The sequence below is a fragment of the Paenarthrobacter sp. NPDC091711 genome, from assembly GCF_044756605.1.
Lineage (GTDB): Bacteria > Actinomycetota > Actinomycetes > Actinomycetales > Micrococcaceae > Arthrobacter.
In genome coordinates, this window is sequence record NZ_JBIVTF010000009.1 from 56,166 (window position 1) to 76,552 (window position 20,387).

Genomic DNA, 20,387 nt, shown 5'->3' on the forward strand with positions numbered 1-20,387 from the left:
GATGCGTTGGGGGGATTGCGTTGGGGGTGTTGCGGGCAGGGCGCTTAGATGGCCTTGCCGGGATTGAGGGTCTGTTGAGGGTCGATTGCCGCCTTGATGGCATGCTGTACCTCGCGGCTGCGCTCCGAGAGTTCCAGGGCCGCCCATTCGCGCTTGATGGTGCCCACACCGTGCTCGCCGGTCACAGTTCCGCCGAGCGAAAGCGCCACCTTCACCAGTTCAGTGGCAGCTTCCAGGAGGGAGGCAGGCGGGTTCGCGCCGTCGTCGGGCGCTTTGTCCTTGGTGATCAGCGGGTGAAGGTTCCCGTCGCCCGCGTGCGATACCGCCGAGATGTCCACGCCGAAGCGCGCTTCCAAGGCCGGGAAAGCGGCGTAAACCTTGGGCAGTTGGGACTTGGGAACGGCGATGTCCTCGCCGATGTACCACTTGTCCTGCGGGAGACCGCGGCCGCTGCGGCGCAGTTCCCACAGCCGCACGCCGTCGTCGTCGGACTCCACGGTGACGCGGCCACCAACCGCACTGAGCGCGGTGGCGAGGTCCGCCGCTTGGTCGCCGATGCCGTAACCATCGATCTCGATGAGAATCAGCGCGGCACCGCGTTCCCGCAGGCTGGTCCCTGAGTGGGCGTCGATATTAGCCAGACTAGGGGTGTCGAAGAACTCGATCGCGGCCGGGCGCACGGGCGACAAGGTGATGGCTGCCAGCCCGTCCGTGCCTTCAGCGGTGCTGTTGAAGAACGCGCTGACCGTCTTGCGGGCCACGGGGATGGGGCGGAGACGGACCGTTGCCTTGGTGACGATGCCCAGGATGCCTTCCGAACCCACAAACAACGAGGTCAGATCCAGTCCCGTGACGCCCTTGATGGAGCGGTGACCAACACTGATGAGGCTACCGTCCGGGAGAACGACGTCCAGAGACAGGATGGACTCCCGGGTCACCCCATACTTGGCGCAGCGGAGCCCGCCCGCATTGGTCGCGATATTTCCACCAATTGATGAAATGTCGTAGCTTGCAGGGTCGGGCGCATAGAAAAGTCCAAATGGTTCAAGGTGCTTATTCAAATCGGCATTGATGACACCTGGCTCTACAACCGCCACCTCATCCAGGGGCGACACCTCGATGATGGCAGTCAGCTTCTCAGTGGAGATGACCACTTGGTCGTGGCGTGCTGTGGCGCCGCCAGACAAACCCGTTCCGGCCCCGCGTGGGACCACGGTAAGGCCGAGTTCCGCGGCGAGTCTTACGGCCGTCTGAACTTCCGCGGCTGAGGAGGGAAGCACGACGGCGGGGCCCGGGTTTCCGCTTGCGGCTGCGGTTTTGGCGGTGGCTGCGTCGTGGCTGTAGCGGGTGGTCCCGGTGCCGGGTTCAAGAACCTCGATGCCATCAACCTGGCGCCGGAGTTCCTGGACATATGTCTGGATTGAGGTGTGGTCTTCGGTGAGTTGCTGTGTTGTCATGCCGGCGTCTCTCTGTCCGGGTGCATGACAAGGCATTCCTGCGTGAAGCACCCAAAGGCTTTTGATGGATTTCCCGGTCACAAATGACGGGTTCTTCAAAAGTTAGCGGGACTCGGAATTTACTCGCCAGTTTCTTGAAATGTCGATCAATAGTTCTCAATGGGGCGTCGCGGGGATTCCCATTTCGTTAAATGGGGTCGCTGAGAGACGAATTGTGTCCCAGTAAAAAGCGCCGCGACGTCACATGTCGCTGCCCGCTCGGCCGGCCCAACTGAGTAGCAGATCAGGTCGTTCTGAGCGCTCAGAACGACCTGAACTGCTACCTACTTGGGTGGAGCGTGCGCGAGGTCAGCTACGTGCGGAACCGGTGAACCGGCGTCGTGAGTTGCTCAGGTGCAGGCGCATTGCTGCCGCAGCAGCCACTTGGTCGCCGTCGGCGATTGCGTCGTAGATGGAGGAGTGCTCGTGGACCACTTGTTCGAAGCGTTCGCGGGAGTCCTGCTCATCAGCGGCGACGAGGCGCGGGCGGGGCATGGTGATCATGGTTTGGCCCAGGGCGGAGATGCAGTCCGTATAAAAGGGGTTGCCAGTGGCGGCGGCAACGGCCCGATGGAATTCGAAATCGGCCTTCATGGAATGTGCCGGGTGCCCTGAGCTTGCTTTGAATTGCTCCAAGGCGCCTTGCGCGGCTTTGAGCTGGCGTTCTGTATGGTTCCGCGCAGCCAGTGCTGCAGCTTCGGTCTCGACGCCGATGCGGAAGTCGAGCATCTGCAGGCGGTCTTCCATGCTGGAAACAACCCGCGATCCAGGCGCGGGCGACGGGCCGTCCGCGGGCGGAGTCAGCGCGAAGCTGCCCCGCCCCCGTTCGGTTTCCACAAGTCCCTCGGCCTGCAAGTGCGTCAGGGCAGAGCGGACCACGGTCCGACTCACCCCGAACTCGCTGATGAGGGTGTTTTCGCTGGGGAGCTTCTCACCTGGCTGGATGACGCCGTCGACGATGCGGTTGCGAAGGTCGGCGGCAAGATCCGCGGTCAGGTTTCGGCTCATGGGTTCAAGATTACGCGCCGAACTCTACCGATTCGGTGGTCCAGGCGCGGGCCTGCTCACTGAGGGTGACGCCCAGTCCTGGGCGGTCCGGAACGATCATGCGGCCGTTCTTTGTCTCCAGGCGCTCCTCGAACAGCGGGTCCAGCCAGTCGAAGTGCTCCACCCACGGCTCGCGCGGGTACGCGGCGGCCAGGTGGAGGTGGATTTCCATGGCGAAGTGGGGTGCCAGTCCGAGCCCGCGTTCATCCGCCAACGCCGCGAGCCTCAAGAATTGGGTGATGCCGCCAACGCGGGGTGCATCGGGCTGGATGATGTCGCAGCTATTGGCGTTGATGAGGCCCTTGTGTTCTGCGACGGATGCGAGCATTTCACCGGTGGCGATGGGGGTATCGAGGACCTGGGCCAGGTGCGCGTGGCCTTCGAAGTCGTAGGCATCCAGCGGTTCTTCGATCCAGATGAGGTTGAATTCCTCCAGCTGGCGGCCCATCCGAAGCGCGGTGGCCCGGTCCCACTGCTGGTTGGCGTCCACCATGAGCGGGACGTCCCAGCCGATGTGCTCGCGGACTCCGGCCACACGGCGCAGGTCTTCCTTGGAGTCGGGCAGGCCAACCTTTATCTTGATGCCGCCGATACCCTCATCAATAGAGCGTGTGGCGCGCTCTTTGACCTCGTCCAGGGTGGCGTTGAGGAAGCCGCCGGAGGTGTTGTAGGTCTGGACCGAGTCGCGGTAGGAGCCCAGCAACTTGGCCAGGGGGAGTCCGGCGCGCTTGGCTTTGAGGTCGTAGAGCGCGATGTCGATGGCTGCCAGAGCCTGCGTGGCTACACCCGAACGGCCCACAGAGGCGCCCGCCCAGAGGAGTTTGGTGTAGATCTTGCCGATGTCGTTGGGGTCCTCGCCGATGATGCCCTCTGCGACTTCCTTGGCGTGGGCGTACTGCGCGGGGCCGCCGGCGCGCTTGGAGTAGCTGAACCCCATGCCGCTGTGGCCTTGCTCTGTGGTGATCTCGGCGAACAGGAACACCACCTCGGTCATGGGCTTCTGCCTGCCGGTGAAGACTTTGGCATCGCTGATGGGTACGGTGAGGGGCAATCGTGCCGTGGACAGCTTGACGTGGCGAATCAGATCTACGGTGCTCATGGTTCTCCTAGTGGGTGCGGCATCCTTGCCTGCCACTTAGGATACAAGTTTTGAACTTGTACTACAAGAGCTTGGGGGTTGTTATGACGCCCGCCGAGGCCTCGCATACCCACCTGTTTCCGGGGGCTGTTCGAACGTCACCGATCGCGGAAACCGTAGAGGGTGCCGGGATTGAGAAACTGCCGGCCCCACAGGAGGCGCTTGTCGGCGTTAGTAAGCATTCCAAAATCCGCGGCCTCCGCCCAGTGCTCACGTATAGCGTCTTCGATCCGGGCAACGATGTTGTTGGCTTCGCTTTTGGTCAGGTCATAGAGACTACGTGCGGCGATGAGGTCGGATAAGTTGTTCCGCTTTGTCCCGTTCCTGTCATATGCGATGGCCTGCGAAGCCGTCTCTCCGCTACGCCGCATGGGCGAAAGGTCATAGGCGGGGCTGAGCATCGCTATAGATCCGTCCCAGAGTGCGGCATGGTTCCGAAGGTGGTCGTCGGAGTTGGAGATTGACATGCTGAACGCGATGCGTGCGAAGAGTTCGGAGGCCGTACCCTCGGGTGCGCCGTTGCTGCGAAGGGTGTCCAGAAACTCGACATAGCTGCCGCTGCGCGCCTGCAGCTCGTCTAGGCCGGTCAGGGTCAGAGCGCTCGTCGCAAGAATACGCCCGCCGTCGTTCGTTCGGTCGAATCGCTCAACCAGCAAGACACTCCGACCGAGGACGCTCTCGACTCGAGTTCGAGCGACGTTGAGCCCCGCCTTCTCGGCGAGAAACATGCTCGCTGCCTCTGCCCCGACCACAGGGAAGTGGTCATTGGACGCGGTGAACTTCGCGATGTATTCGCGACCAGAGTCGCGGATGACGGACTTCGGGCGCGCCCCACCCATCGCCGTACCGCTCAGGAGAGCTCGCTCGAGTTCGAACGGCAGATCGCCCCCCGCTTCAACGATGTCTGCGGCGTTCAGGAGAGTTTCCAGCGGGGCGGGCGCCGTAGCACGCGGGACGTAGTGGGTGACTGACATCTGGAAATCGATAGCGCCGAAGCGGTTGGAGCCGGAGTTTAAGAGATAGGTGCGTTCATCAAGGTCGCCCGTGTCGGCGTCGTTACCTCGATCACCGGTGACTTGGTACTGAACGACGCGCCGCCCCCATGCATCTGGCGAAGCGTCGCGCAAAGCGCCAGGTAGCCCCATTGACCCAGTGGGCCCGAACGTTTGCTCGGATAGCGGGAGGGTTGGAGCCAGGGAGATGGCGTTGGGGCGCTCCAGGTACCGCCGACCGTAGTCGAAGGAGAACTGGCCAGGCGCACCCTCCCGAAGGCGGCCGGCGGGCACCGGTGCGGTCGCTTCGGGTAGCCACACCCATACATAGATGTCAGAAGTCGAGGCCATCGTCATTGTCCTTTCGCTTCTTGTCGACACGTTTGGGAAGCAGTGCTAGTCGTTCCTCGCCTCGTCGGCGGAGCGCGATAAGTTCACTGGGGTCCTCGACCCCGAATAAGGGGACGCCAACGATCGACGCAACGTTGAACACGTTACCGATACTGCTCGCAGCGCTTCCGCGCTCGATGGCCGCCAAGGTTTTCCGCGTAATGCCGGCTGTGCCGGCGAGGTGATCGGCGGTCATCCCTCGCGCGGCGCGCGCCATCCGAATTTGCTGCCCGAGCACGACAAGCGCATCCTCGGCGGCACCGGTTAGACCTAGCTCTCGACGTCCCATGGGTAATAGTTTACCCCTAAAAACTATTTATGTATAAACTATTACCCGTGGGCCAGTGGCAGGCGTTCCGGTTCCAACGAAGTGGGAGACCACGTGTCCTTCGAGTGGCGAGGATATTCGGAGCCTCTGCAACACACTTGGGTATGTGGCGGACAGGTACAGGGTATGAGCTACCTTTCGAGAGCCCCTGACCGGGAAGAGGCCTTTCGGGCACTGTACGAATCCGCCTATCCCGACCTTCTCAGGTTCGTTCAACGCCGCACTGACTTGCCGAATGCCGAGGACGTCGTCGCGGAGGCGTTTCTTGTAGCCTGGCGACGGTTTTCGGAAGCGCCGGCACTCGAAACTGACGCCCGAGCCTGGGTTTTTGGCATTACACGAAATCTCATGCTGAATGCCCGCCGCGGTGAACACAGACGGCAGGCGCTCGGCGTACGCCTGGCCGAGACGATGGTGACATACGGCGGCGACGGTTCTCACGCCGATCTGGTCAGCAGCCGCATCGACCTAAGCCGGGCTTGGGCTCTCCTCTCAGAAGTCCACCAAGAAACTCTGGGACTCGCGATCTTTGAGAATCTTCCCGCGCCTCAGGCAGCACAGGTAGTGGGTATATCCCCCGTCGCGTTTCGGCTGCGCCTCACACGAGCGAGACGGGCTCTCCGAATGCTGCTCCACCACGTCCCCGCGAATGAGTCTGCCGCGCCAGCGACATCTTCCGAAAAGGCCTCGACACCATGAAAAACAGCCAGAATATCGACACACTTATGCGGTCCCTGGACGCTGCCGATCAGGGTGCGGATCCCGACCGGCACCGTGTACAGGCAGACCTGGAAAAGATCCTCAGATCCCACCCAATTGCTGAGGCGCCCGTGGAAAAGAAGACGCCGACGTCGCGTCCGAGCCGAAGGCGTCGAACGCTCGCTTTGGGTGCCCTCGCCTTGGCTGCCACCGTGGGTCTCCTCGTTGGGCCGGTGCTCTCAGAAGGCGACCCGGCCTTCGCCACGTGGACCGCAGCGCCGGGTGCGCTGACAGGTTCGGAGCGAGACAACGCTGTGTCAGGCTGCGTCCGGTCCAGCAAAGGTGTTGGTGATGGCATGTTTGCCAGTGATGTGGCCGCAGCGGAAGTAGCCATCGCTGAGAAGCGCGGTGCGTGGACCACCGTCGTCCTTGCGGGAGCGGATGGATTTGAAGCCACTTGCACCACGGATTCCACAGCGCCGTGGTTCAAAAGAGGATCCTTCGGTTCAGTCGGCAAGCCCGGCAATGGGCGGGAGCCCGGAGCCCGGGAGATCAGGACCACCCAGCTGGGTACCGGCGTCATCGCAGACAATCCGCTCTCAATGGCATCGGGTCAGGTTGGCCCCGAAGTCGTCGCGATGACCTACACCAGTGTGGCCGGCGAAAGGATTACGGCCACGGTCTCGAAAGGACAGTTCGCCTTTTGGCTTCCGGGAGGGGAGCTGACAAACTCCTCGGACCAGTCAGCGCCTGTTGAAGTGACTTACACCGACGACACGACAGAAATTCGCTATCTCAGCCTCTGATGGGCGGCGGCGCTACTAGCTGCGAAGCTACCCCCGCAGCGCTCCGAATCCCGTGATCAGCGCCTCAAGCCCCAGACTAAAGGCAACATCGGTGGGACGCTCATGCCGTTCAAGAGCCAACCTGTCCACAGCAGCCGTGAAGTTGGGGACCTGCTCGGCGAGGCTGCCGGCGTCGAAGATGTCCTCAGGCGCGGTGACGTCGTAAGCGGCACCGAACACAAAGGCCTCCAGGGCCACGATCGCCGAGATGATTTTCTCTTCCGGGAACCCGGCATCGCGGAAGCCGGCGGTCACGGCTTCGTACATTGCGAGGGTTTTCGGCGCATTTGCCACCGGAAGTACTGCAATGACGGGGATGAGCGGCGTATGCTCCGAGAAAACGTCGCGGTAGGACCAAGCCCAGCGGCGCACAGCGGCATCCCACGGCTCCACCCCAAAAGCAGTCACATCCACCATCGCTGCCAAGTGGTCCTCCACGAGCAGCAGGACGTCATCTTTGGAGGCCACATGGTTGTACAGGGCGGAAGGCGCAACGCCCAGGGAGCGGGCCAGGGCGGCCATGGTGAGTCCGTCGTAACCCTTGCTGCTGATCAACTCAAGGGCCGCCGTCGTAATGCCGTCCTGATCCAGGATCGCCGCAGTCGGCCGGCCGGCGCGGCGGCGAGCGGGAACCGCGGAAGGAGCGGGCGTTGGTGCGGGCATCGGAGGCCTTTCTGCTGCCTGTGTCCCCAGCATTATTCCATCGGGCCTTCACAGCCGCTGACTCCGACGCTACTATGGTTATAAATGAACGCCATTCATTTACTGGTCAGCCACCGAGGACGGCCACGGAGAGGACATCATGCAGAATCTTGATCGCGACGTTGTGATCGTCGGTGCCGGGCCGTCAGGGTTGACGGCGGCACGCGAATTGAAGAAGGCCGGACTCAGCGTTGCAGTGCTCGAAGCACGCGACCGCGTGGGTGGCCGCACCTGGACCGACACCATCGACGGCGCCATGCTGGAGATCGGTGGCCAGTGGGTTTCCCCGGACCAGACGGTCCTCATGGAGCTGCTGGACGAGCTCGGGCTGAAAATGTACTCGCGCTACCGCGACGGCGAGTCCGTCTACATCGGCGCTGACGGCACCCGTACCCAGTACACCGGTGACACGTTCCCGGTGAACGAAACCACCAAGGCCGAGATGGACAAGCTCGTAGCCATCCTGGACGAACTTGCTGCCGAGATCGGCCCCACCGAGCCCTGGGCCCACCCCAAAGCACGCGAGCTGGACACCATCTCCTTCCACCACTGGCTCCGCCAGAACTCCAGCGACGAGGAAGCCTGCAACAACATCGGCCTCTTCATCGCCGGTGGCATGCTGACCAAGCCCGCCCACGCGTTCTCCGCACTGCAGGCAGTCCTCATGGCCGCCTCGGCAGGCTCCTTCAGCCACCTCACGGATGAGGACTTCATCCTGGACAAGCGGGTCATCGGCGGCATGCAGCAGGTTTCGCTGCTGCAGGCAGCAGAGCTGGGTGACGACGTCGTACTTAACAGCCCGGTCCGCACCATCAAGTGGGATGACAACAACGTAACTGTCGTGTCCGAGCAGGCAACGGTCAACGCCCGCTTCGTGATCATGGCCGTGCCGCCCAACCTGTACTCCCGCGTCTCGTTCGAGCCCCCGCTCCCGCGCCGCCAGCACCAGATGCACCAGCACCAGTCGCTGGGCCTGGTCATTAAGGTGCACGCCGTGTACGACACCCCGTTCTGGCGCGAAGAAGGACTCTCCGGCACGGGCTTCAGCGCCGGTGCACTGGTCCAGGAGGTCTACGACAACACCAACCACGGCGACACCCGCGGCACCTTGGTGGGCTTCGTGTCCGACGAAAAAGCCGACGCCGTGTTCGAGCTCAGCGCCGAAGACCGCAAGAAGGCCATCCTCGAGTCCATCGCCAGCTTCCTGGGCGACAAGGCACTCACGCCCGAGGTCTACTACGAGTCCGACTGGGGCTCCGAGGAATGGACCCGCGGCGCGTACGCCTCCAGCTACGACCTCGGTGGCCTGCACCGCTACGGCAAGGACCAGCACGCGAACGTCGGGCCGATCTACTGGTCCTCTTCCGACCTCGCAGCCGAGGGCTACCAGCACGTGGATGGCGCGGTCCGCATGGGCCAGGCAACCGCCGCCCGCATTGTAGAAGCCAACAAGTTGGCCGCGGTAGCCGTCTAACCGCTGTCAAAACCAAACCGGCAGGCCCGGGGGAGTGTCATTCCCCGGCCTGCCGGCTCCACTGTTTAAGCAGCACCCGCTTTAGGTACCACCCGGTTCACCACAGGAAAGGACCACCATGCGCTACGTAGTGGGGTACACCGCCAACGCGAGGGGGCACGACGCCGTTCACCTCGCCGTCGCGCTGGCCCGGAACCACGATGTCAGCCTGGACCTGGTCCTGGTGATCCCGGAGGATTCCCCCTTCAACGCCGTCTATCCGCCGGAGGCGGGCTACAACGACATCCTCAACCAGCAAGCCCAGCGTTGGTTGGATGAAGGCCTCGATCTGGTTCCGGAGGACGTCCCTGCCCGCGCGCACATCCGCCGCGGCGACTCAGAGGCGCAAACCCTGATCGATGCTGCCGTGGAATTCGATGCCGCGGCACTGGTCATCGGCGCCACCAACAGCGGCCTGTTCAAGCGGTTCACCATCGGCTCCGTGGCGAGTTCGCTGCTCCACTCCTCGCCCGTTCCGGTCGCTTTGGCTCCGCACGGCTACCACCGGATGGAGCCGATCACGCGCTTGAGCTGCGGATTTGGGACGCGCCCGGGCGCTGATGAACTCCTCGACGTCGCTGTTGAGTCCGCGCGGGATCGCGGCCTTCCGCTGCGGCTCGTCTCCCTGTTGGCGCTCGACGGCGGTAACTCGCCCGGGTTGGCCGACGCCGCCTGGGTGCATGCCGCCGACCGCCTTGCCGCCGTCGGAGGTCCCGCCGTCGGGAGTTCCGGTGACGCGGCCGGTTCCGATGTGCCCGAACCGGAGATCGTGGTCGCCCAAGGCCGCACCATCGAGGAAGCCGTTGACCGACTCGACTGGGAAGACGGCGAAATCCTGCTGATCGGCTCCAGCCGCCTTGCCCAACAACGAGCAACCTTCCTGGGCAGCACCGCAAACCGGATCCTGCGCGCCCTTCCCGTTCCCATGATCGTGGTCCCCCGCGATTACACGCGCCACAGCGCCTAGCAATCGCCTGAAAGGCAAAACCCATGTCAACTGCACCAAAGACGGTCCAGTCGAAAGAGACGTCCCTGAGTGAAAAGGGACTGAAAGCCGGATCGGTGGGCCTGATCGGCGCCGTCGTGATCGGCGTTTCCTGCATCGCTCCCGCCTACACACTCACTGCGGCCCTTGGCCCCACCGTGTCCGAGGTTGGCGTGCACCTCCCCGCCATCTTCCTGGTGGGTTTCATCCCCATGCTGCTGGTGGCGCTCGGCTACCGCGAACTGAACAACGCAATGCCCGACGCCGGAACCTCCTTCACGTGGGCGACACGCGCCTTCGGTCCGTGGATCGGTTGGATGGGTGGCTGGGGGCTGATCGCGGCCACCATCATCGTGCTATCCAACCTTGCCGCGGTGGCCGTGGACTTCTTCTACCTGATGCTGGCGCAGATTTTCAGTAACCCGGCCTTGGGGGAGCTCAGCAAGATCCTGCCCTTGAACATCGCCACCACGCTGGTGTTCATCGCGTTGGCGTGCTGGATTTCCTACCGCGGCATGGAGACCACCAAGGGCGTGCAGTACGTGCTGGTGGCGTTCCAGTTGCTGGTATTGGGCTGGTTCGCGGTCTCCGCATTCGCGCATGTTGCCAATGGCACGGCCTTCGACGCCACCGCCATTTCGCCCGACTGGTTCAACCCCTTCGCCGTGGACTCGTTCTCACAATTCGCGGCGGGTGTGTCCCTCTCAATCTTCATTTACTGGGGCTGGGACGTCACGCTGACCATGAACGAGGAAACCAAGAACCCGGAAAAGACCCCGGGCCGTGCCGCGACTATCACCGTGCTGGTCATCGTGATCATCTACATGACCGTTGCTCTGGCTACCTTGTCCTTCGCCGGCGTTGGTGAGACCGGGTTGGGTGCCGGTAACCCCGAGAACCAGTCCAGTATTTTCGCAGTCCTTGCCGGCCCGGTGATGGGTCCGTTCGCGATCCTCATGTCACTGGCCATCCTGAGTAGCTCCGCGGCGTCCCTGCAGTCCACGTTCGTTTCACCGGCCCGCACCATGCTTGCGATGGGCCACTACCGCGCCATCTCGCCCAAGTTCGGCAAGATCAGCCCCACCTACAAGTCGCCCAGTTTCGCGACCATCGCCGCTGCGATCGCTGCTGCTGGCTTTTACGTGATTACCCGGACGGTGTCCGAGAACGCGCTGTGGGACACCATCACCGCGTTGGGCATGATGATCTGCTTCTACTACGGAATTACTGCCCTGGCTTGCGTTTGGTTCTTCCGGGCCGAGGCCTTCCGGGGCGCGCGGGCGTTCTTCTTCAAGTTCCTGGCACCCCTCGTGGGCGGCGTGATCCTGCTGGTCATGTTCGTCAAGACGGCCATGGACTCCATGGACCCGGAGTACGGCTCGGGCTCATCCGTGGGCGGCGTGGGCCTGGTGTTCGTGCTGGGCATGGGCGTGATCTTGCTCGGTGTGGTGGTGATGCTGGTGATGTACCGCCTGCGTCCCGAGTTCTTCAAGGGCAAGGTTCTGTAGTTTCACCTCGGGGAGGGGACTGGGACTCCTGCTGCACGTTCGGCTGCTGTGAGGGCTTCGGCAAGACGCTCGACGGCGGCACGGTAGTCGGTCCCGGCTGTCACCTTGCAATAGTCGGCCTCCCGCATGGCCCGCGTTAGCGCCGCCGTCTCGGCTGCCCGCACGTCCGTCATGGCCGGAAAGTCGATGGTCCGCGCAGGATCGAGCTCGTACTGGCGCCACTGCTCCAGAATGCTGGTGTGGCGGGCGGCGTCATCCGGAAAACCGGTACGACGCCGCGGCTCAGCTGCGTGGATCCGTTCCACTTTGCGGATGCTCACCAAGGTGCCCGCTGCCGTGGCCATGCCGACGAAAACCATGATGAGCCCGGCCGGAGACCATTGCACGGCAGGGACGAGGATGGCGGGTGCGATGACCACGAGCCCCCCGAAAACGTCCCAGAAGACGCCGTCCGGCTCCGGGCCGCGGCCGTGGGTGAGTTTCTTGTGCAGGACATAGGTAGTTGCTGCGGTTGCGAGAACCAGAGCTACACCCCACAGGAGCATCATGGCGGGCATCGGACCACCTCCAGGCGAATTCGCTGCTTTGACTTCAGTATGCGCCAGTGGCTGCGTGGGCGCGAGGGTCAATGTGGGGATCAGATTGTCTGACCCGGGGCGTAGCCTAGGCACCATGAGACTGAAAATGTGCAGCATCCACGTCAAGGACCCCGCAGCAGCCCATGTTTTCTACACTGAGACGCTGGGCTTCGAGACCTTGATGGCCATGCCCGAGTACAACTTGTTCATCATCAAGGATCCCGGCGCGGAGAACAGCACCTCGCCAGGGCTTCTGCTGGAGCCCAGCGACAACCCCATCGCGTCCAATTACATGAATGCCCTGCATGAGTCCGGCCTGGCTGCCATTACCTTCGGGGTGCCCGATGTCCAGGCCGAGTATGAGCGTCTGCTCGCCGCCGGAGTGAAGTTCCAGGGCGAACCGTCCGAGGATCCCTCAGGGGTCAGCGCAGTGTTCGACGACGGCTGCGGCAACTTCATCCAACTGCACCAGGACTGAGCTCCAAACAACTGAGCCTTAAACAGCTGTGGCCGGGATCCGTTGATCCCGGCCACAGCACGTTAAAACTTACGCGTGATCGCGCTTGGAGGTCTTCGGAGCGTCGCGCTTTGCGGCCGCGTTGTCCCGGGCTTCCTTGGTGGCGGCCTTTTTTGCGGCTTCATCCTTGATCCGCTGCGCTTCGGAACGGACAGCTGCGTGCGTGGCGCGCTCGGTGACCAGCCACTGCGGCGGAGCCTGCAGCAGCTCGGTGATTTCCGCCGTCGTGAGTGCATCCTCAACGCCGCCGCGGGCGAGGCCGCTGATGGAGATGTTGAGCTTGTGCGCGACTACCGGGCGCGGGTGCGGGCCGTTGCGGCGCAGTTCGGCGAGCCACTCCGGCGGGTTGGCCTGGAGTTCGGCGAATTCCTCGCGGGAGATGGACGAATCCTGGAACTCCTGGGGTGTCGCGGGCAGGTAGATGCCGAGTTTCTTGGCAACTGTTGCCGGCTTCATGGACTGGGAGTTCGAGGACGTCATGCTTCAAGGGTATCTGGCCGGTACTGTGAGTGTGTGCCAGACGCTGAAGAATCCGCCGAAACAACCGAACCCCTAGCCGGTCTCCGCTTCGCCTATGTTGCGGGTGTGACGCCTGGGAAATGGATCCGGCGTTGGGAAGAGCGGATGCCCAACTTCCCGTTGCACTCGTTCATGTCCGACGACGCCGCTCAGGTTTCGGTGTTGCGTGACGGTTTGGCGGACCTGAGCTTTGTTCGGTTGCCCGTGGACCGCGACGGCCTGAACGTCATCCCCCTGTATGAAGAGCAGCCTGTTGTGGTTGCTCCCAAAGGGCACGAGATTTCGGTGTTTGAGGAAGTCGCGCTGGACGACCTCGCTGAGGAGAACTTCCTGGACATCGACGAAATGGGCGGGCCGGACATGGCCCTCCAGGTGGTTGCATCCGGTGCCGGGCTGGCGATCCTTCCGATGTCCGTGGCGCGTCACCTGAATGCTAAAGACACTGTCATGCGTCGCCTGACCGGGGCTCCCACCACGCAGATCGGCCTTGCCTGGCTGCTTGGAACCGACAGCCCCGTGATCGAGGAGTTCATTGGGATCGTGCGTGGGCGGACAGCTCAGAGTTCACGTCAGCCCTCAGCTCAGCAGGAAAAACCCAAGAAGGCGCCCAAGCCCGATCGTCGCGGCGGTGGCCCCAAGAAGCCCGCTGTCGCGCAGCGCTACGCCCCTAATCCGGACAAGGGCCGCGGCAAGGGTTCACGCAAGAAGGGCAAGCGCTGACTATCCGCCGTGGATAGCGCTTTGCTGCTGCTCTGAACGGTTGAGGTAGGCAAGGAGAAGGTCCCCGGCCTCTTCCAGCTGCCCCGCTTCCAGTGCTGAGCAGATCTGTTCGTTTTCTGTGAGCCAGTCGCTGTAGAAATGCGCGTTCATGGTGGCTTTATGGAAGTAAAGCCGCATCTCGGCCAGGATCTGCGCCATGATCGTGTTCAGCCGGTTGCTCTCGGCCAGGGCGACGATTGCGCCATGGAAGTGCTGGTTTGCGCTGCCCAGGCCTTCGTTGTCGTTGGCAGCTGCCGCCCGCTTGCCCTCCTCGACGGCGGCCCTGACGGCAGCTACGCGATCCGGAGAACCACCGGCGCGGATAGAGCTGACCTCTATGGCGCGGCGAACCGTGTAGACGTCGTGGATGTCGCCGGCTTCAAGGGTGGCCACAAAGACGCCCTTATTCGGCTGGCGGAGGAGCAGCCGCTCACCGGCCAGCTCGGCGAAGGCTTCGCGGACGGTGTTACGGGAAACGCCCAGATCCTCGGCGATGGTGGCTTCGGTGAGTTTGGCGCCCGGGACCAGGAAGCCTTCGGCCAGTTGGTAGCGCAGTTCCTCGGCCACCCTCTCGGCAACGGACGGAACTTTCATTCGGACTCGAGCCCGCGCGCCATCAAGGCCAACGTGTTCGCTTTTTCCTTGATCTGCACCGGCCATGACACCAAAATTACACGATTGCCGAAAACTAGGATCGCTGGATTGTTGAACAATCCAGCAGATTGGTGCATTCTAGATGTAACGCACATCACGAGGCAGGGATCACATCATGGCAATCATCGATCTGAACAGCGACGTCGGAGAGTCCTTCGGGCGCTGGACGCTCGGTGATGACGCGGCCATCTTTGAGTCCGTATCCAGTGCCAACGTTGCGTGTGGATTCCACGCTGGCGACCCCAGCGTCATCCGCAGCACCTGCGAAAAGGCGGTTGAGGCCGGCGTCGTTATTGGCGCCCATGTTGGCTACCGCGACCTCGCAGGATTCGGCCGCCGCTTCCTGGACATCGATCCCACGGAACTGGCTGACGAGGTTGTGTACCAGATTGGTGCTCTCCAGGCCCTGGCAGCCACTACGGGAGCCCGCGTCCAGTACGTCAAGCCCCACGGTGGCCTCTACAACGCGATCGTGAAGCACACCGCCCAAGCCCGCGCCGTCGTCGATGCTGTGAAGTCGGTTGACCCCAACCTTCCGATCCTTGGCCTCCCCGGTTCCGAGGTCCTGCGTCTCGCTGAGGAAGCCGGCCTTCGGGGCGTTTCCGAGGCGTTCGCGGACCGCGCCTACAACCCGGACGGCACGCTGGTTTCCCGCTCACAACCGGGCGCCGTTCTCCATGACCCCTCGGAAGTGGCTCAGCACGTCCTGCGCATGGCTACCGAACAGTCCGTCAGGACCATTGACGGTTCCATCCTGAATATCCGCGCAGAGAGCATCTGCGTGCATGGTGACTCACCCGGAGCCGTGGCAATGGCTACCGCAGTGAAGTCCGCTCTGGGCGATGCCGGCGTAACTGTCGGCTCGTTCCTCTAGCCCATCCCGGGCGCCCCGCACCATCCCTCATCCCCCCGGAGGACATCATGACCAGCACCAACAACGCATCCAAGGCAGTGACAAGGAAGCCACCGCCCGGTGCCATCAAGGCGTACGTCGCAAGTCTCACCGGAACCTCGCTTGAGTACTACGACTTCGCTATCTACTCCGTGGCCTCGGCCCTCGTGTTCCCCAAGATCTTCTTCCCTGGCAACGACGAATTCGTGGCGTTGCTCCTCTCCTTCTCAGCCTTTGCAGTTGGCTACCTGGCCCGCCCGATTGGTGGCGTGATCTTCGGACGCCTGGGAGACAAGATTGGCCGTAAGTACGTCCTGGTGTTCACGCTCGTCCTGATCGGCGTGGCCACGGTCCTCATCGGTGCGCTGCCGGACTACTCGGTGATCGGCGTCGCGGCCCCCACCATTCTTGTGTTGCTGCGTTTGGCGCAGGGCATTGGCGTTGGCGGCGAGTGGGGCGGTGCAGTGCTGCTGTCCAGCGAATTCGGCGACCCCAACAAGCGCGGCTTCTGGTCTTCCGCGGCCCAGATCGGCCCGCCCGCCGGCAACCTCATGGCCAACGGTGTTCTGGCCATTCTCGCCGCTTCACTGAGTGAAGAGGCCTTCCTCTCCTGGGGCTGGCGCGTAGCCTTCCTGGCTTCCGCACTCCTGGTGGTCTTCGGCCTGATCATCCGGCTCAAGCTTGAAGAAACCCCTGTCTTCAAGGCCATCCAGGCCCACGGGGATCGCCCCAAGGCTCCTATCAAGGAAGTGTTCACCACCCAGCCCAAGGCTTTGGTGGCAGCAGCGCTTTCCCGTGTGTGCCCTGACATCCTTTACGCGCTGTTCACCGTGTTTGTGGCGGTTTATGCCACCAAGGAACTGGGCATGACCACTGGCAACGTTCTGTCTGCCATCTTGATCGGCTCCGCATTCCAGCTCTTCCTGATCCCCGCCGCCGGAGCGCTGACGGACCGTTTCAACCGTCGCTGGGTTTACGGAATCGCCGCAGCTGCCACAGCTGCTTACATTCCCTTGTTCTTCCTGATGATCCAGGGCAAGTCCGTAGCCATGCTGACAGTCGGCACCGTGATCGGCCTGGCATTGCACGCCTTCATGTACGGCCCCCAGGCGGCCTTCATCACCGAGCAGTTCCCGGCCAGGCTCCGCTACGCTGGCAGCTCGCTGGCTTACACCCTGGCTGGCGTCATTGGTGGAGCCGTTGCTCCCATCATCTTCACCGCACTGTACGGCGCTGCGGGCGGCGGCTGGTACCTGATCGCCGTTTACATCCTGGTGGCCGCTGTTGTCACGATTGTCGGCATGCTCCTCGGCCGCGACCCCAAGCCGGAAGAAGATGTCCGGCTGATGCAGGGGACGCACGCTCAGCCGGCGGCGTAACGAACAATGGAAACCGTGATGCACACAGCCACAGCCAAGAGGGTTCGCTCCGTCAGGCCCGTCGGCACCCGCGCCGTGTTGGCCGAACTGGATGGCCTGCAGGATGTCCTCGCGCTGCAGGACATGCTCAACAAGTCCCCGCTTCCCGGCCAAGTGGACGTTCTCGCCGCCGCGGAGACGGTGATGGTGGTGGGGGAGTCCGCGGCCGCCACCCGCGCCATCGGCGCACGGCTCATGGAGTTGGAACTGTTTGCTCCGGAGGTCACTGACTCCGGGCTGGTGGTCATCGATACCGTGTACGACGGCGACGACCTCGCCGATGTCGCGGAGCTCACCGGACTGAGCCTGGAGGGCGTCGTCGCGGCGCACACGGGCCAGGTCTGGACCGTAGCCTTCGCTGGCTTCGCGCCCGGGTTTGGATACATGGTGGGCGAAAACGAGGCCCTCACAGTTCCACGGCGCTCTTCCCCTCGTACAGCCGTTCCCGCTGGATCGGTGGCTCTCGGTGGACAGTATTCCGCGGTCTACCCCCGTCGGTCTCCGGGCGGTTGGCAGCTGATCGGCCGGACCGGCGCACGGATGTGGGATCTGGACCGGGCCCAGCCAGCTTTGGTACGACCCGGCGATCGTGTGCAGTACCGGGCCGTCCGCGAGGTCGTGACGGCTAGTGATTCTCCAGTGGGCGAACCTGACAAGGAGCACCACACTGAGTCCGGACTAAGGATTCTCAATCCGGGTGCACAGAGCCTGATCCAGGACCTCGGTCGCAGGGGATTCGGTCCACTGGGCGTCTCTGCCGCCGGGGCCCTGGACAGGGCCTCACTGCGCCGGTCCAACCGGCTTGTGGGGAACGCTGCTTCAGCTGCGGCCATCGAATCCGTCAATGGTGGCCTCACCGTGGAAGCCGTAGGCGACCAAGTAGTTGCTGTCACAGGCGCGCTGACGACGCTGACTATCGAGTCGCCGTCGTGGGTTGGGTCCGACGACGGCGACGTCCAGCCGGGCGCGACGCGGACCGTCCCCATGGCCGCACCGTTCGCGTTGCTCGACGGCGAAGTGCTCACCTTGGGTGCTCCCGAGTCGGGGTTCCGGAACTACGTGGCGATCCGCGGCGGAGTGGACGTTCCCGAGGTTTTGGGCAGCCGCTCGGCGGACACGATGTCCGGGATCGGCCCGGCCCCGTTGGTCATCAGGCAGGTTGTCCCTGTAGGTGAGAACACGGCGTCCACAGCGGTTGGTGCCCCCGAACTGCAGCCCGACTTCCCTGGCACAGGCGTCACGGTACTGGAGGTTGTCCCCGGGCCGCGTGCTGACTGGTTCGACCAAGAAGCCCTGGATTCCCTCTGCAGCCAGGAATGGCTGGTCACCCCGCAGTCCAACCGGGTGGGCATGCGCCTGGATGGCACACCGCTGAAGCGCACGAGGGAGGGCGAACTTCCCAGCGAGGGCACCATGGCCGGAGCCCTCCAGATTCCGCCTGCCGGGCTGCCCGTCCTGTTCCTGGCCGACCATCCCATCACCGGTGGGTACCCGGTGATCGGTGTGGTGCGCGATGAACACCTTGATCTCGCCGCGCAGGTCCCCATTGGCGGAAAGATCCGGTTCCGGTTCGTACCGGATTCGCCGGACGCCTCCACGACTTTTACGAAGACCCCAGAGAAGTGAGTATTTGATGCGCAAGGTCCTGATCGCGAACCGTGGCGAAATCGCAGTCCGCGTCGCCCGAGCCTGTGACGACGCCGGCATCCTGTCGGTGGCCGTTTACGCAGACATCGACGCCGATGCCATGCATGTTGGCGCTGCCGACGAAGCCTACAGCCTGGACGGAAACTCGCCGGCTGACACGTACTTGAACATGGGAAAGCTGATTGCCGTTGCGGAGAAGTCCGGCGCGGACGCTGTCCACCCCGGGTACGGTTTCCTGTCCGAGAATGCGGACTTTGCCCAAGCAGTGCTCGACGCCGGTCTTGAGTGGATCGGTCCGTCACCGGAGTCGATTCGTCAGTTGGGCAACAAGATCACGGCCCGCGAAATCGCCGTCCGCGCTGGAGCTCCCTTGGTTGCAGGCAGCGACGGACCGGTTTCGTCGGCCGCTGAAGCCCGTTCCTTCGCCGAGGAACACGGGCTCCCTCTCGCCATCAAAGCGGCGTTCGGTGGTGGCGGCCGGGGACTGAAAGTGGTTCGGGAGCTCGCCGAGGTTGAGGAAGCGTTCGATTCCGCAGTCCGCGAAGCTGTGGCTGCCTTTGGTCGTGGCGAGTGCTTCGTGGAGCAGTACCTTGACCGGCCGCGGCACGTGGAAGCACAGATCATTGCGGACAAACTCGGCAACGTAGTTGTAGTTGGCACCCGAGATTGCTCCCTCCAGCGCCGTCACCAGAAGCTGGTGGAAGAGGCTCCGGCTCCGTTCTTGAGTGATGAACAGCGGCAGCGAATCTATGAGGGCTCAAAAGCCATTGTCCGCGAAGCCGGCTATTACGGGGCCGGAACGGTGGAGTTCCTGGTGTCCGCCGATGGCGCCGTGGCCTTCCTCGAGGTGAACACACGGCTCCAGGTTGAGCATCCCATCACAGAGGAAACGGCCGGGATTGACCTCGTGCAGGAGCAATTCCGCATTGCTGCAGGCCTGCCGTTGAGCATCACGGAGGATCCTGTTGCGCGAGGCCACTCGTTCGAGTTCCGAATCAACGCCGAGGATGTGGGCCGCGGGTTCTTGCCGTCCCCGGGCACAGTGGCCTCCTTTGAGGCGCCGACAGGCCCGGGCATCCGCTTGGACACAGGGGTGCGGTCCGGCTCATTCGTGGCGCCGCAGTTCGACTCCCTGTTGGCCAAACTGATCGTCACCGGAGCTGACAGGCAGCAGGCCCTGCGCCGTGCGCGCCGTGCCCTGGCCGAAATTAACATCACGGGGCTGGCCACTGTTCTGCCGTTCCACCGGGCTGTTCTGGAATCCGATGACTTCACATCGGTTGCCGGCTTGAACATCCACACCCGCTGGATAGAGACCGACTTCGCAGACCAGATTCCCGTGGATCCCGAATACAGCGTGCTTGCCCCGGAAGGGGAGCGGCGGACCATCACCATTGATGTGGACGGCAAACGCCTGGCCGTTGGACTTCCGGCGGACCTTTTGGAGGGCTGGGCTCGATCCGGTCAGGGACTACCAGCTGCCTCGGACGTGACGGGGCTGCCCGGCTCTGTCACAAGTGCAGACTCACCCGCCGAATCGGCCCTCGTCTCCAGCATGGCCGGCACTGTTGTGAAATGGCTCGTTGAACCTGGCGCTGACGTAGCTGCTGGTGACCCTTTGGTGGTCCTGGAGGCCATGAAAATGGAAACCCAGGTCCCCGCGCACCGCTCAGGTACGCTCTCCGAAGTCCTTTCCGCACCCGGCGGTGTGGTCACGGCTGGAGCAGTCCTGGCTCACATCTCGTAGATCGCACTCTTCC

20 protein-coding genes are annotated in these 20,387 nt (G+C 63.3%); 11 read left to right on the forward strand and 9 right to left on the reverse strand.

Going from position 1 to position 20,387, the window contains the following annotated elements; all coding sequences use genetic code 11:
- Nucleotides 1-44: 44 nt before the first annotated feature.
- The 5 genes from ACIQH5_RS14445 to ACIQH5_RS14465 form a co-directional block, all read right to left on the reverse strand.
- Nucleotides 45-1,457 carry an FAD-binding oxidoreductase gene (locus tag ACIQH5_RS14445; RefSeq protein WP_400404466.1) on the reverse strand — a complete coding sequence of 471 codons (1,413 nt, stop codon included), beginning with the start codon at nucleotides 1,455-1,457 and terminating at the stop codon, nucleotides 45-47.
- Nucleotides 1,458-1,805: 348 nt separating this feature from the next.
- Nucleotides 1,806-2,504: a FadR/GntR family transcriptional regulator gene (locus tag ACIQH5_RS14450; protein WP_400404468.1), complete on the reverse strand. Its 699-nt coding sequence runs from the start codon at nucleotides 2,502-2,504 to the stop codon at nucleotides 1,806-1,808.
- Nucleotides 2,505-2,514: 10 nt separating this feature from the next.
- A complete protein-coding gene (locus ACIQH5_RS14455; RefSeq protein WP_400404470.1) occupies nucleotides 2,515-3,642 on the reverse strand; it encodes a mandelate racemase/muconate lactonizing enzyme family protein in 1,128 nt (375 codons plus the stop codon).
- A gap of 137 nt (nucleotides 3,643-3,779) precedes the next feature.
- Nucleotides 3,780-5,024: a type II toxin-antitoxin system HipA family toxin gene (locus ACIQH5_RS14460; protein WP_400404472.1), complete on the reverse strand. Its 1,245-nt coding sequence runs from the start codon at nucleotides 5,022-5,024 to the stop codon at nucleotides 3,780-3,782.
- Nucleotides 5,008-5,352, reverse strand: a complete 345-nt coding sequence (locus ACIQH5_RS14465) for a helix-turn-helix transcriptional regulator (RefSeq protein ID WP_062072281.1) — start codon at nucleotides 5,350-5,352, stop codon at nucleotides 5,008-5,010. Before ACIQH5_RS14465 ends, ACIQH5_RS14460 begins: the two co-directional genes overlap by 17 nt.
- A 165-nt stretch (nucleotides 5,353-5,517) precedes the next feature.
- Between ACIQH5_RS14465 and ACIQH5_RS14470 the strand changes: the two genes are divergently transcribed.
- Nucleotides 5,518-6,090: an RNA polymerase sigma factor gene (locus tag ACIQH5_RS14470; protein ID WP_400404474.1), complete on the forward strand. Its 573-nt coding sequence runs from the start codon at nucleotides 5,518-5,520 to the stop codon at nucleotides 6,088-6,090.
- Nucleotides 6,087-6,896: a hypothetical protein gene (locus ACIQH5_RS14475; RefSeq protein ID WP_400404476.1), complete on the forward strand. Its 810-nt coding sequence runs from the start codon at nucleotides 6,087-6,089 to the stop codon at nucleotides 6,894-6,896. The genes ACIQH5_RS14470 and ACIQH5_RS14475 overlap by 4 nt, the downstream gene beginning before the upstream one ends.
- 27 nt (nucleotides 6,897-6,923) lie before the next feature.
- Here the strand turns inward: ACIQH5_RS14475 and ACIQH5_RS14480 are convergent, their stop codons facing one another.
- A complete protein-coding gene (locus ACIQH5_RS14480; protein ID WP_400404478.1) occupies nucleotides 6,924-7,631 on the reverse strand; it encodes a TetR/AcrR family transcriptional regulator in 708 nt (235 codons plus the stop codon).
- A gap of 106 nt (nucleotides 7,632-7,737) precedes the next feature.
- Between ACIQH5_RS14480 and ACIQH5_RS14485 the strand changes: the two genes are divergently transcribed.
- The 3 genes from ACIQH5_RS14485 (at nucleotide 7,738) to ACIQH5_RS14495 (ending at nucleotide 11,643) form a co-directional block, all read left to right on the forward strand.
- A complete protein-coding gene (locus ACIQH5_RS14485) occupies nucleotides 7,738-9,111 on the forward strand; it encodes a flavin monoamine oxidase family protein (RefSeq protein ID WP_400404480.1) in 1,374 nt (457 codons plus the stop codon).
- Between the two features lie 118 nt (nucleotides 9,112-9,229).
- Nucleotides 9,230-10,117, forward strand: a complete 888-nt coding sequence (locus ACIQH5_RS14490; RefSeq protein WP_400404482.1) for a universal stress protein — start codon at nucleotides 9,230-9,232, stop codon at nucleotides 10,115-10,117.
- Between the two features lie 23 nt (nucleotides 10,118-10,140).
- A complete protein-coding gene (locus ACIQH5_RS14495) occupies nucleotides 10,141-11,643 on the forward strand; it encodes an APC family permease (protein WP_400404484.1) in 1,503 nt (500 codons plus the stop codon).
- A 2-nt stretch (nucleotides 11,644-11,645) separates the two neighbouring features.
- On the opposite strand, the gene ACIQH5_RS14500 is transcribed toward ACIQH5_RS14495, so the two are convergent.
- Nucleotides 11,646-12,200 (reverse strand): hypothetical protein, encoded by a 555-nt coding sequence (locus ACIQH5_RS14500; protein ID WP_400404486.1) that lies wholly within the window; start codon nucleotides 12,198-12,200, stop codon nucleotides 11,646-11,648.
- Between the two features lie 115 nt (nucleotides 12,201-12,315).
- On the opposite strand from ACIQH5_RS14500, the gene ACIQH5_RS14505 reads away from it, so the two are divergent.
- Nucleotides 12,316-12,699, forward strand: coding sequence for a VOC family protein (locus ACIQH5_RS14505; RefSeq protein WP_062072296.1), 384 nt, complete (start codon nucleotides 12,316-12,318; stop codon nucleotides 12,697-12,699).
- 69 nt (nucleotides 12,700-12,768) lie between these two features.
- Here the strand turns inward: ACIQH5_RS14505 and ACIQH5_RS14510 are convergent, their stop codons facing one another.
- On the reverse strand, nucleotides 12,769-13,218 hold the full coding sequence (locus ACIQH5_RS14510; protein ID WP_400404488.1) for a DUF5997 family protein: 450 nt from the start codon (nucleotides 13,216-13,218) through the stop codon (nucleotides 12,769-12,771).
- 33 nt (nucleotides 13,219-13,251) lie between these two features.
- Here ACIQH5_RS14510 and ACIQH5_RS14515 point away from each other — a divergent pair, with 33 nt between their 5' ends.
- Nucleotides 13,252-13,977, forward strand: a complete 726-nt coding sequence (locus ACIQH5_RS14515) for a LysR family transcriptional regulator substrate-binding protein (protein WP_400404490.1) — start codon at nucleotides 13,252-13,254, stop codon at nucleotides 13,975-13,977.
- On the opposite strand, the gene ACIQH5_RS14520 is transcribed toward ACIQH5_RS14515, so the two are convergent.
- Nucleotides 13,978-14,676, reverse strand: a complete 699-nt coding sequence (locus ACIQH5_RS14520; RefSeq protein WP_400404492.1) for a GntR family transcriptional regulator — start codon at nucleotides 14,674-14,676, stop codon at nucleotides 13,978-13,980.
- Between the two features lie 109 nt (nucleotides 14,677-14,785).
- Here ACIQH5_RS14520 and ACIQH5_RS14525 point away from each other — a divergent pair, with 109 nt between their 5' ends.
- From ACIQH5_RS14525 to ACIQH5_RS14540, 4 genes are read left to right on the forward strand one after another with little or no spacing between them, the layout of a single operon-like run.
- Nucleotides 14,786-15,544 (forward strand): LamB/YcsF family protein, encoded by a 759-nt coding sequence (locus ACIQH5_RS14525; protein WP_400404494.1) that lies wholly within the window; start codon nucleotides 14,786-14,788, stop codon nucleotides 15,542-15,544.
- Between the two features lie 47 nt (nucleotides 15,545-15,591).
- Nucleotides 15,592-16,941 carry an MFS transporter gene (locus ACIQH5_RS14530; protein ID WP_400404496.1) on the forward strand — a complete coding sequence of 450 codons (1,350 nt, stop codon included), beginning with the start codon at nucleotides 15,592-15,594 and terminating at the stop codon, nucleotides 16,939-16,941.
- 6 nt (nucleotides 16,942-16,947) lie between these two features.
- Nucleotides 16,948-18,606: a 5-oxoprolinase/urea amidolyase family protein gene (locus ACIQH5_RS14535; RefSeq protein ID WP_400404498.1), complete on the forward strand. Its 1,659-nt coding sequence runs from the start codon at nucleotides 16,948-16,950 to the stop codon at nucleotides 18,604-18,606.
- Nucleotides 18,607-18,613: 7 nt separating this feature from the next.
- The gene (locus ACIQH5_RS14540; protein ID WP_400404500.1) at nucleotides 18,614-20,374 is read left to right on the forward strand and encodes an acetyl/propionyl/methylcrotonyl-CoA carboxylase subunit alpha; all 1,761 of its coding nucleotides are present in this window, start codon (nucleotides 18,614-18,616) and stop codon (nucleotides 20,372-20,374) included.
- Nucleotides 20,375-20,387: the final 13 nt, after the last annotated feature.

What these genes read in the sequence shown, in the direction of transcription:
- ACIQH5_RS14500 (WP_400404486.1), bottom strand. Translation starts at nt 12,200, where the DNA reads ATGCCCGCCATGATGCTCCTGTGGGGTGTAGCTCTGGTTCTCGCAACC.
- ACIQH5_RS14525 (WP_400404494.1), top strand. Translation starts at nt 14,786, where the DNA reads ATGGCAATCATCGATCTGAACAGCGACGTCGGAGAGTCCTTCGGGCGC.
- ACIQH5_RS14470 (WP_400404474.1), top strand. Translation starts at nt 5,518, where the DNA reads ATGAGCTACCTTTCGAGAGCCCCTGACCGGGAAGAGGCCTTTCGGGCA.
- ACIQH5_RS14530 (WP_400404496.1), top strand. Translation starts at nt 15,592, where the DNA reads ATGACCAGCACCAACAACGCATCCAAGGCAGTGACAAGGAAGCCACCG.
- ACIQH5_RS14490 (WP_400404482.1), top strand. Translation starts at nt 9,230, where the DNA reads ATGCGCTACGTAGTGGGGTACACCGCCAACGCGAGGGGGCACGACGCC.
- ACIQH5_RS14465 (WP_062072281.1), bottom strand. Translation starts at nt 5,352, where the DNA reads ATGGGACGTCGAGAGCTAGGTCTAACCGGTGCCGCCGAGGATGCGCTT.
- ACIQH5_RS14445 (WP_400404466.1), bottom strand. Translation starts at nt 1,457, where the DNA reads ATGACAACACAGCAACTCACCGAAGACCACACCTCAATCCAGACATAT.
- ACIQH5_RS14520 (WP_400404492.1), bottom strand. Translation starts at nt 14,676, where the DNA reads ATGGCCGGTGCAGATCAAGGAAAAAGCGAACACGTTGGCCTTGATGGC.
- ACIQH5_RS14505 (WP_062072296.1), top strand. Translation starts at nt 12,316, where the DNA reads ATGAGACTGAAAATGTGCAGCATCCACGTCAAGGACCCCGCAGCAGCC.
- ACIQH5_RS14485 (WP_400404480.1), top strand. Translation starts at nt 7,738, where the DNA reads ATGCAGAATCTTGATCGCGACGTTGTGATCGTCGGTGCCGGGCCGTCA.
- ACIQH5_RS14480 (WP_400404478.1), bottom strand. Translation starts at nt 7,631, where the DNA reads ATGCTGGGGACACAGGCAGCAGAAAGGCCTCCGATGCCCGCACCAACG.
- ACIQH5_RS14460 (WP_400404472.1), bottom strand. Translation starts at nt 5,024, where the DNA reads ATGGCCTCGACTTCTGACATCTATGTATGGGTGTGGCTACCCGAAGCG.
- ACIQH5_RS14450 (WP_400404468.1), bottom strand. Translation starts at nt 2,504, where the DNA reads ATGAGCCGAAACCTGACCGCGGATCTTGCCGCCGACCTTCGCAACCGC.
- ACIQH5_RS14455 (WP_400404470.1), bottom strand. Translation starts at nt 3,642, where the DNA reads ATGAGCACCGTAGATCTGATTCGCCACGTCAAGCTGTCCACGGCACGA.
- ACIQH5_RS14475 (WP_400404476.1), top strand. Translation starts at nt 6,087, where the DNA reads ATGAAAAACAGCCAGAATATCGACACACTTATGCGGTCCCTGGACGCT.
- ACIQH5_RS14535 (WP_400404498.1), top strand. Translation starts at nt 16,948, where the DNA reads ATGGAAACCGTGATGCACACAGCCACAGCCAAGAGGGTTCGCTCCGTC.
- ACIQH5_RS14510 (WP_400404488.1), bottom strand. Translation starts at nt 13,218, where the DNA reads ATGACGTCCTCGAACTCCCAGTCCATGAAGCCGGCAACAGTTGCCAAG.
- ACIQH5_RS14495 (WP_400404484.1), top strand. Translation starts at nt 10,141, where the DNA reads ATGTCAACTGCACCAAAGACGGTCCAGTCGAAAGAGACGTCCCTGAGT.
- ACIQH5_RS14540 (WP_400404500.1), top strand. Translation starts at nt 18,614, where the DNA reads ATGCGCAAGGTCCTGATCGCGAACCGTGGCGAAATCGCAGTCCGCGTC.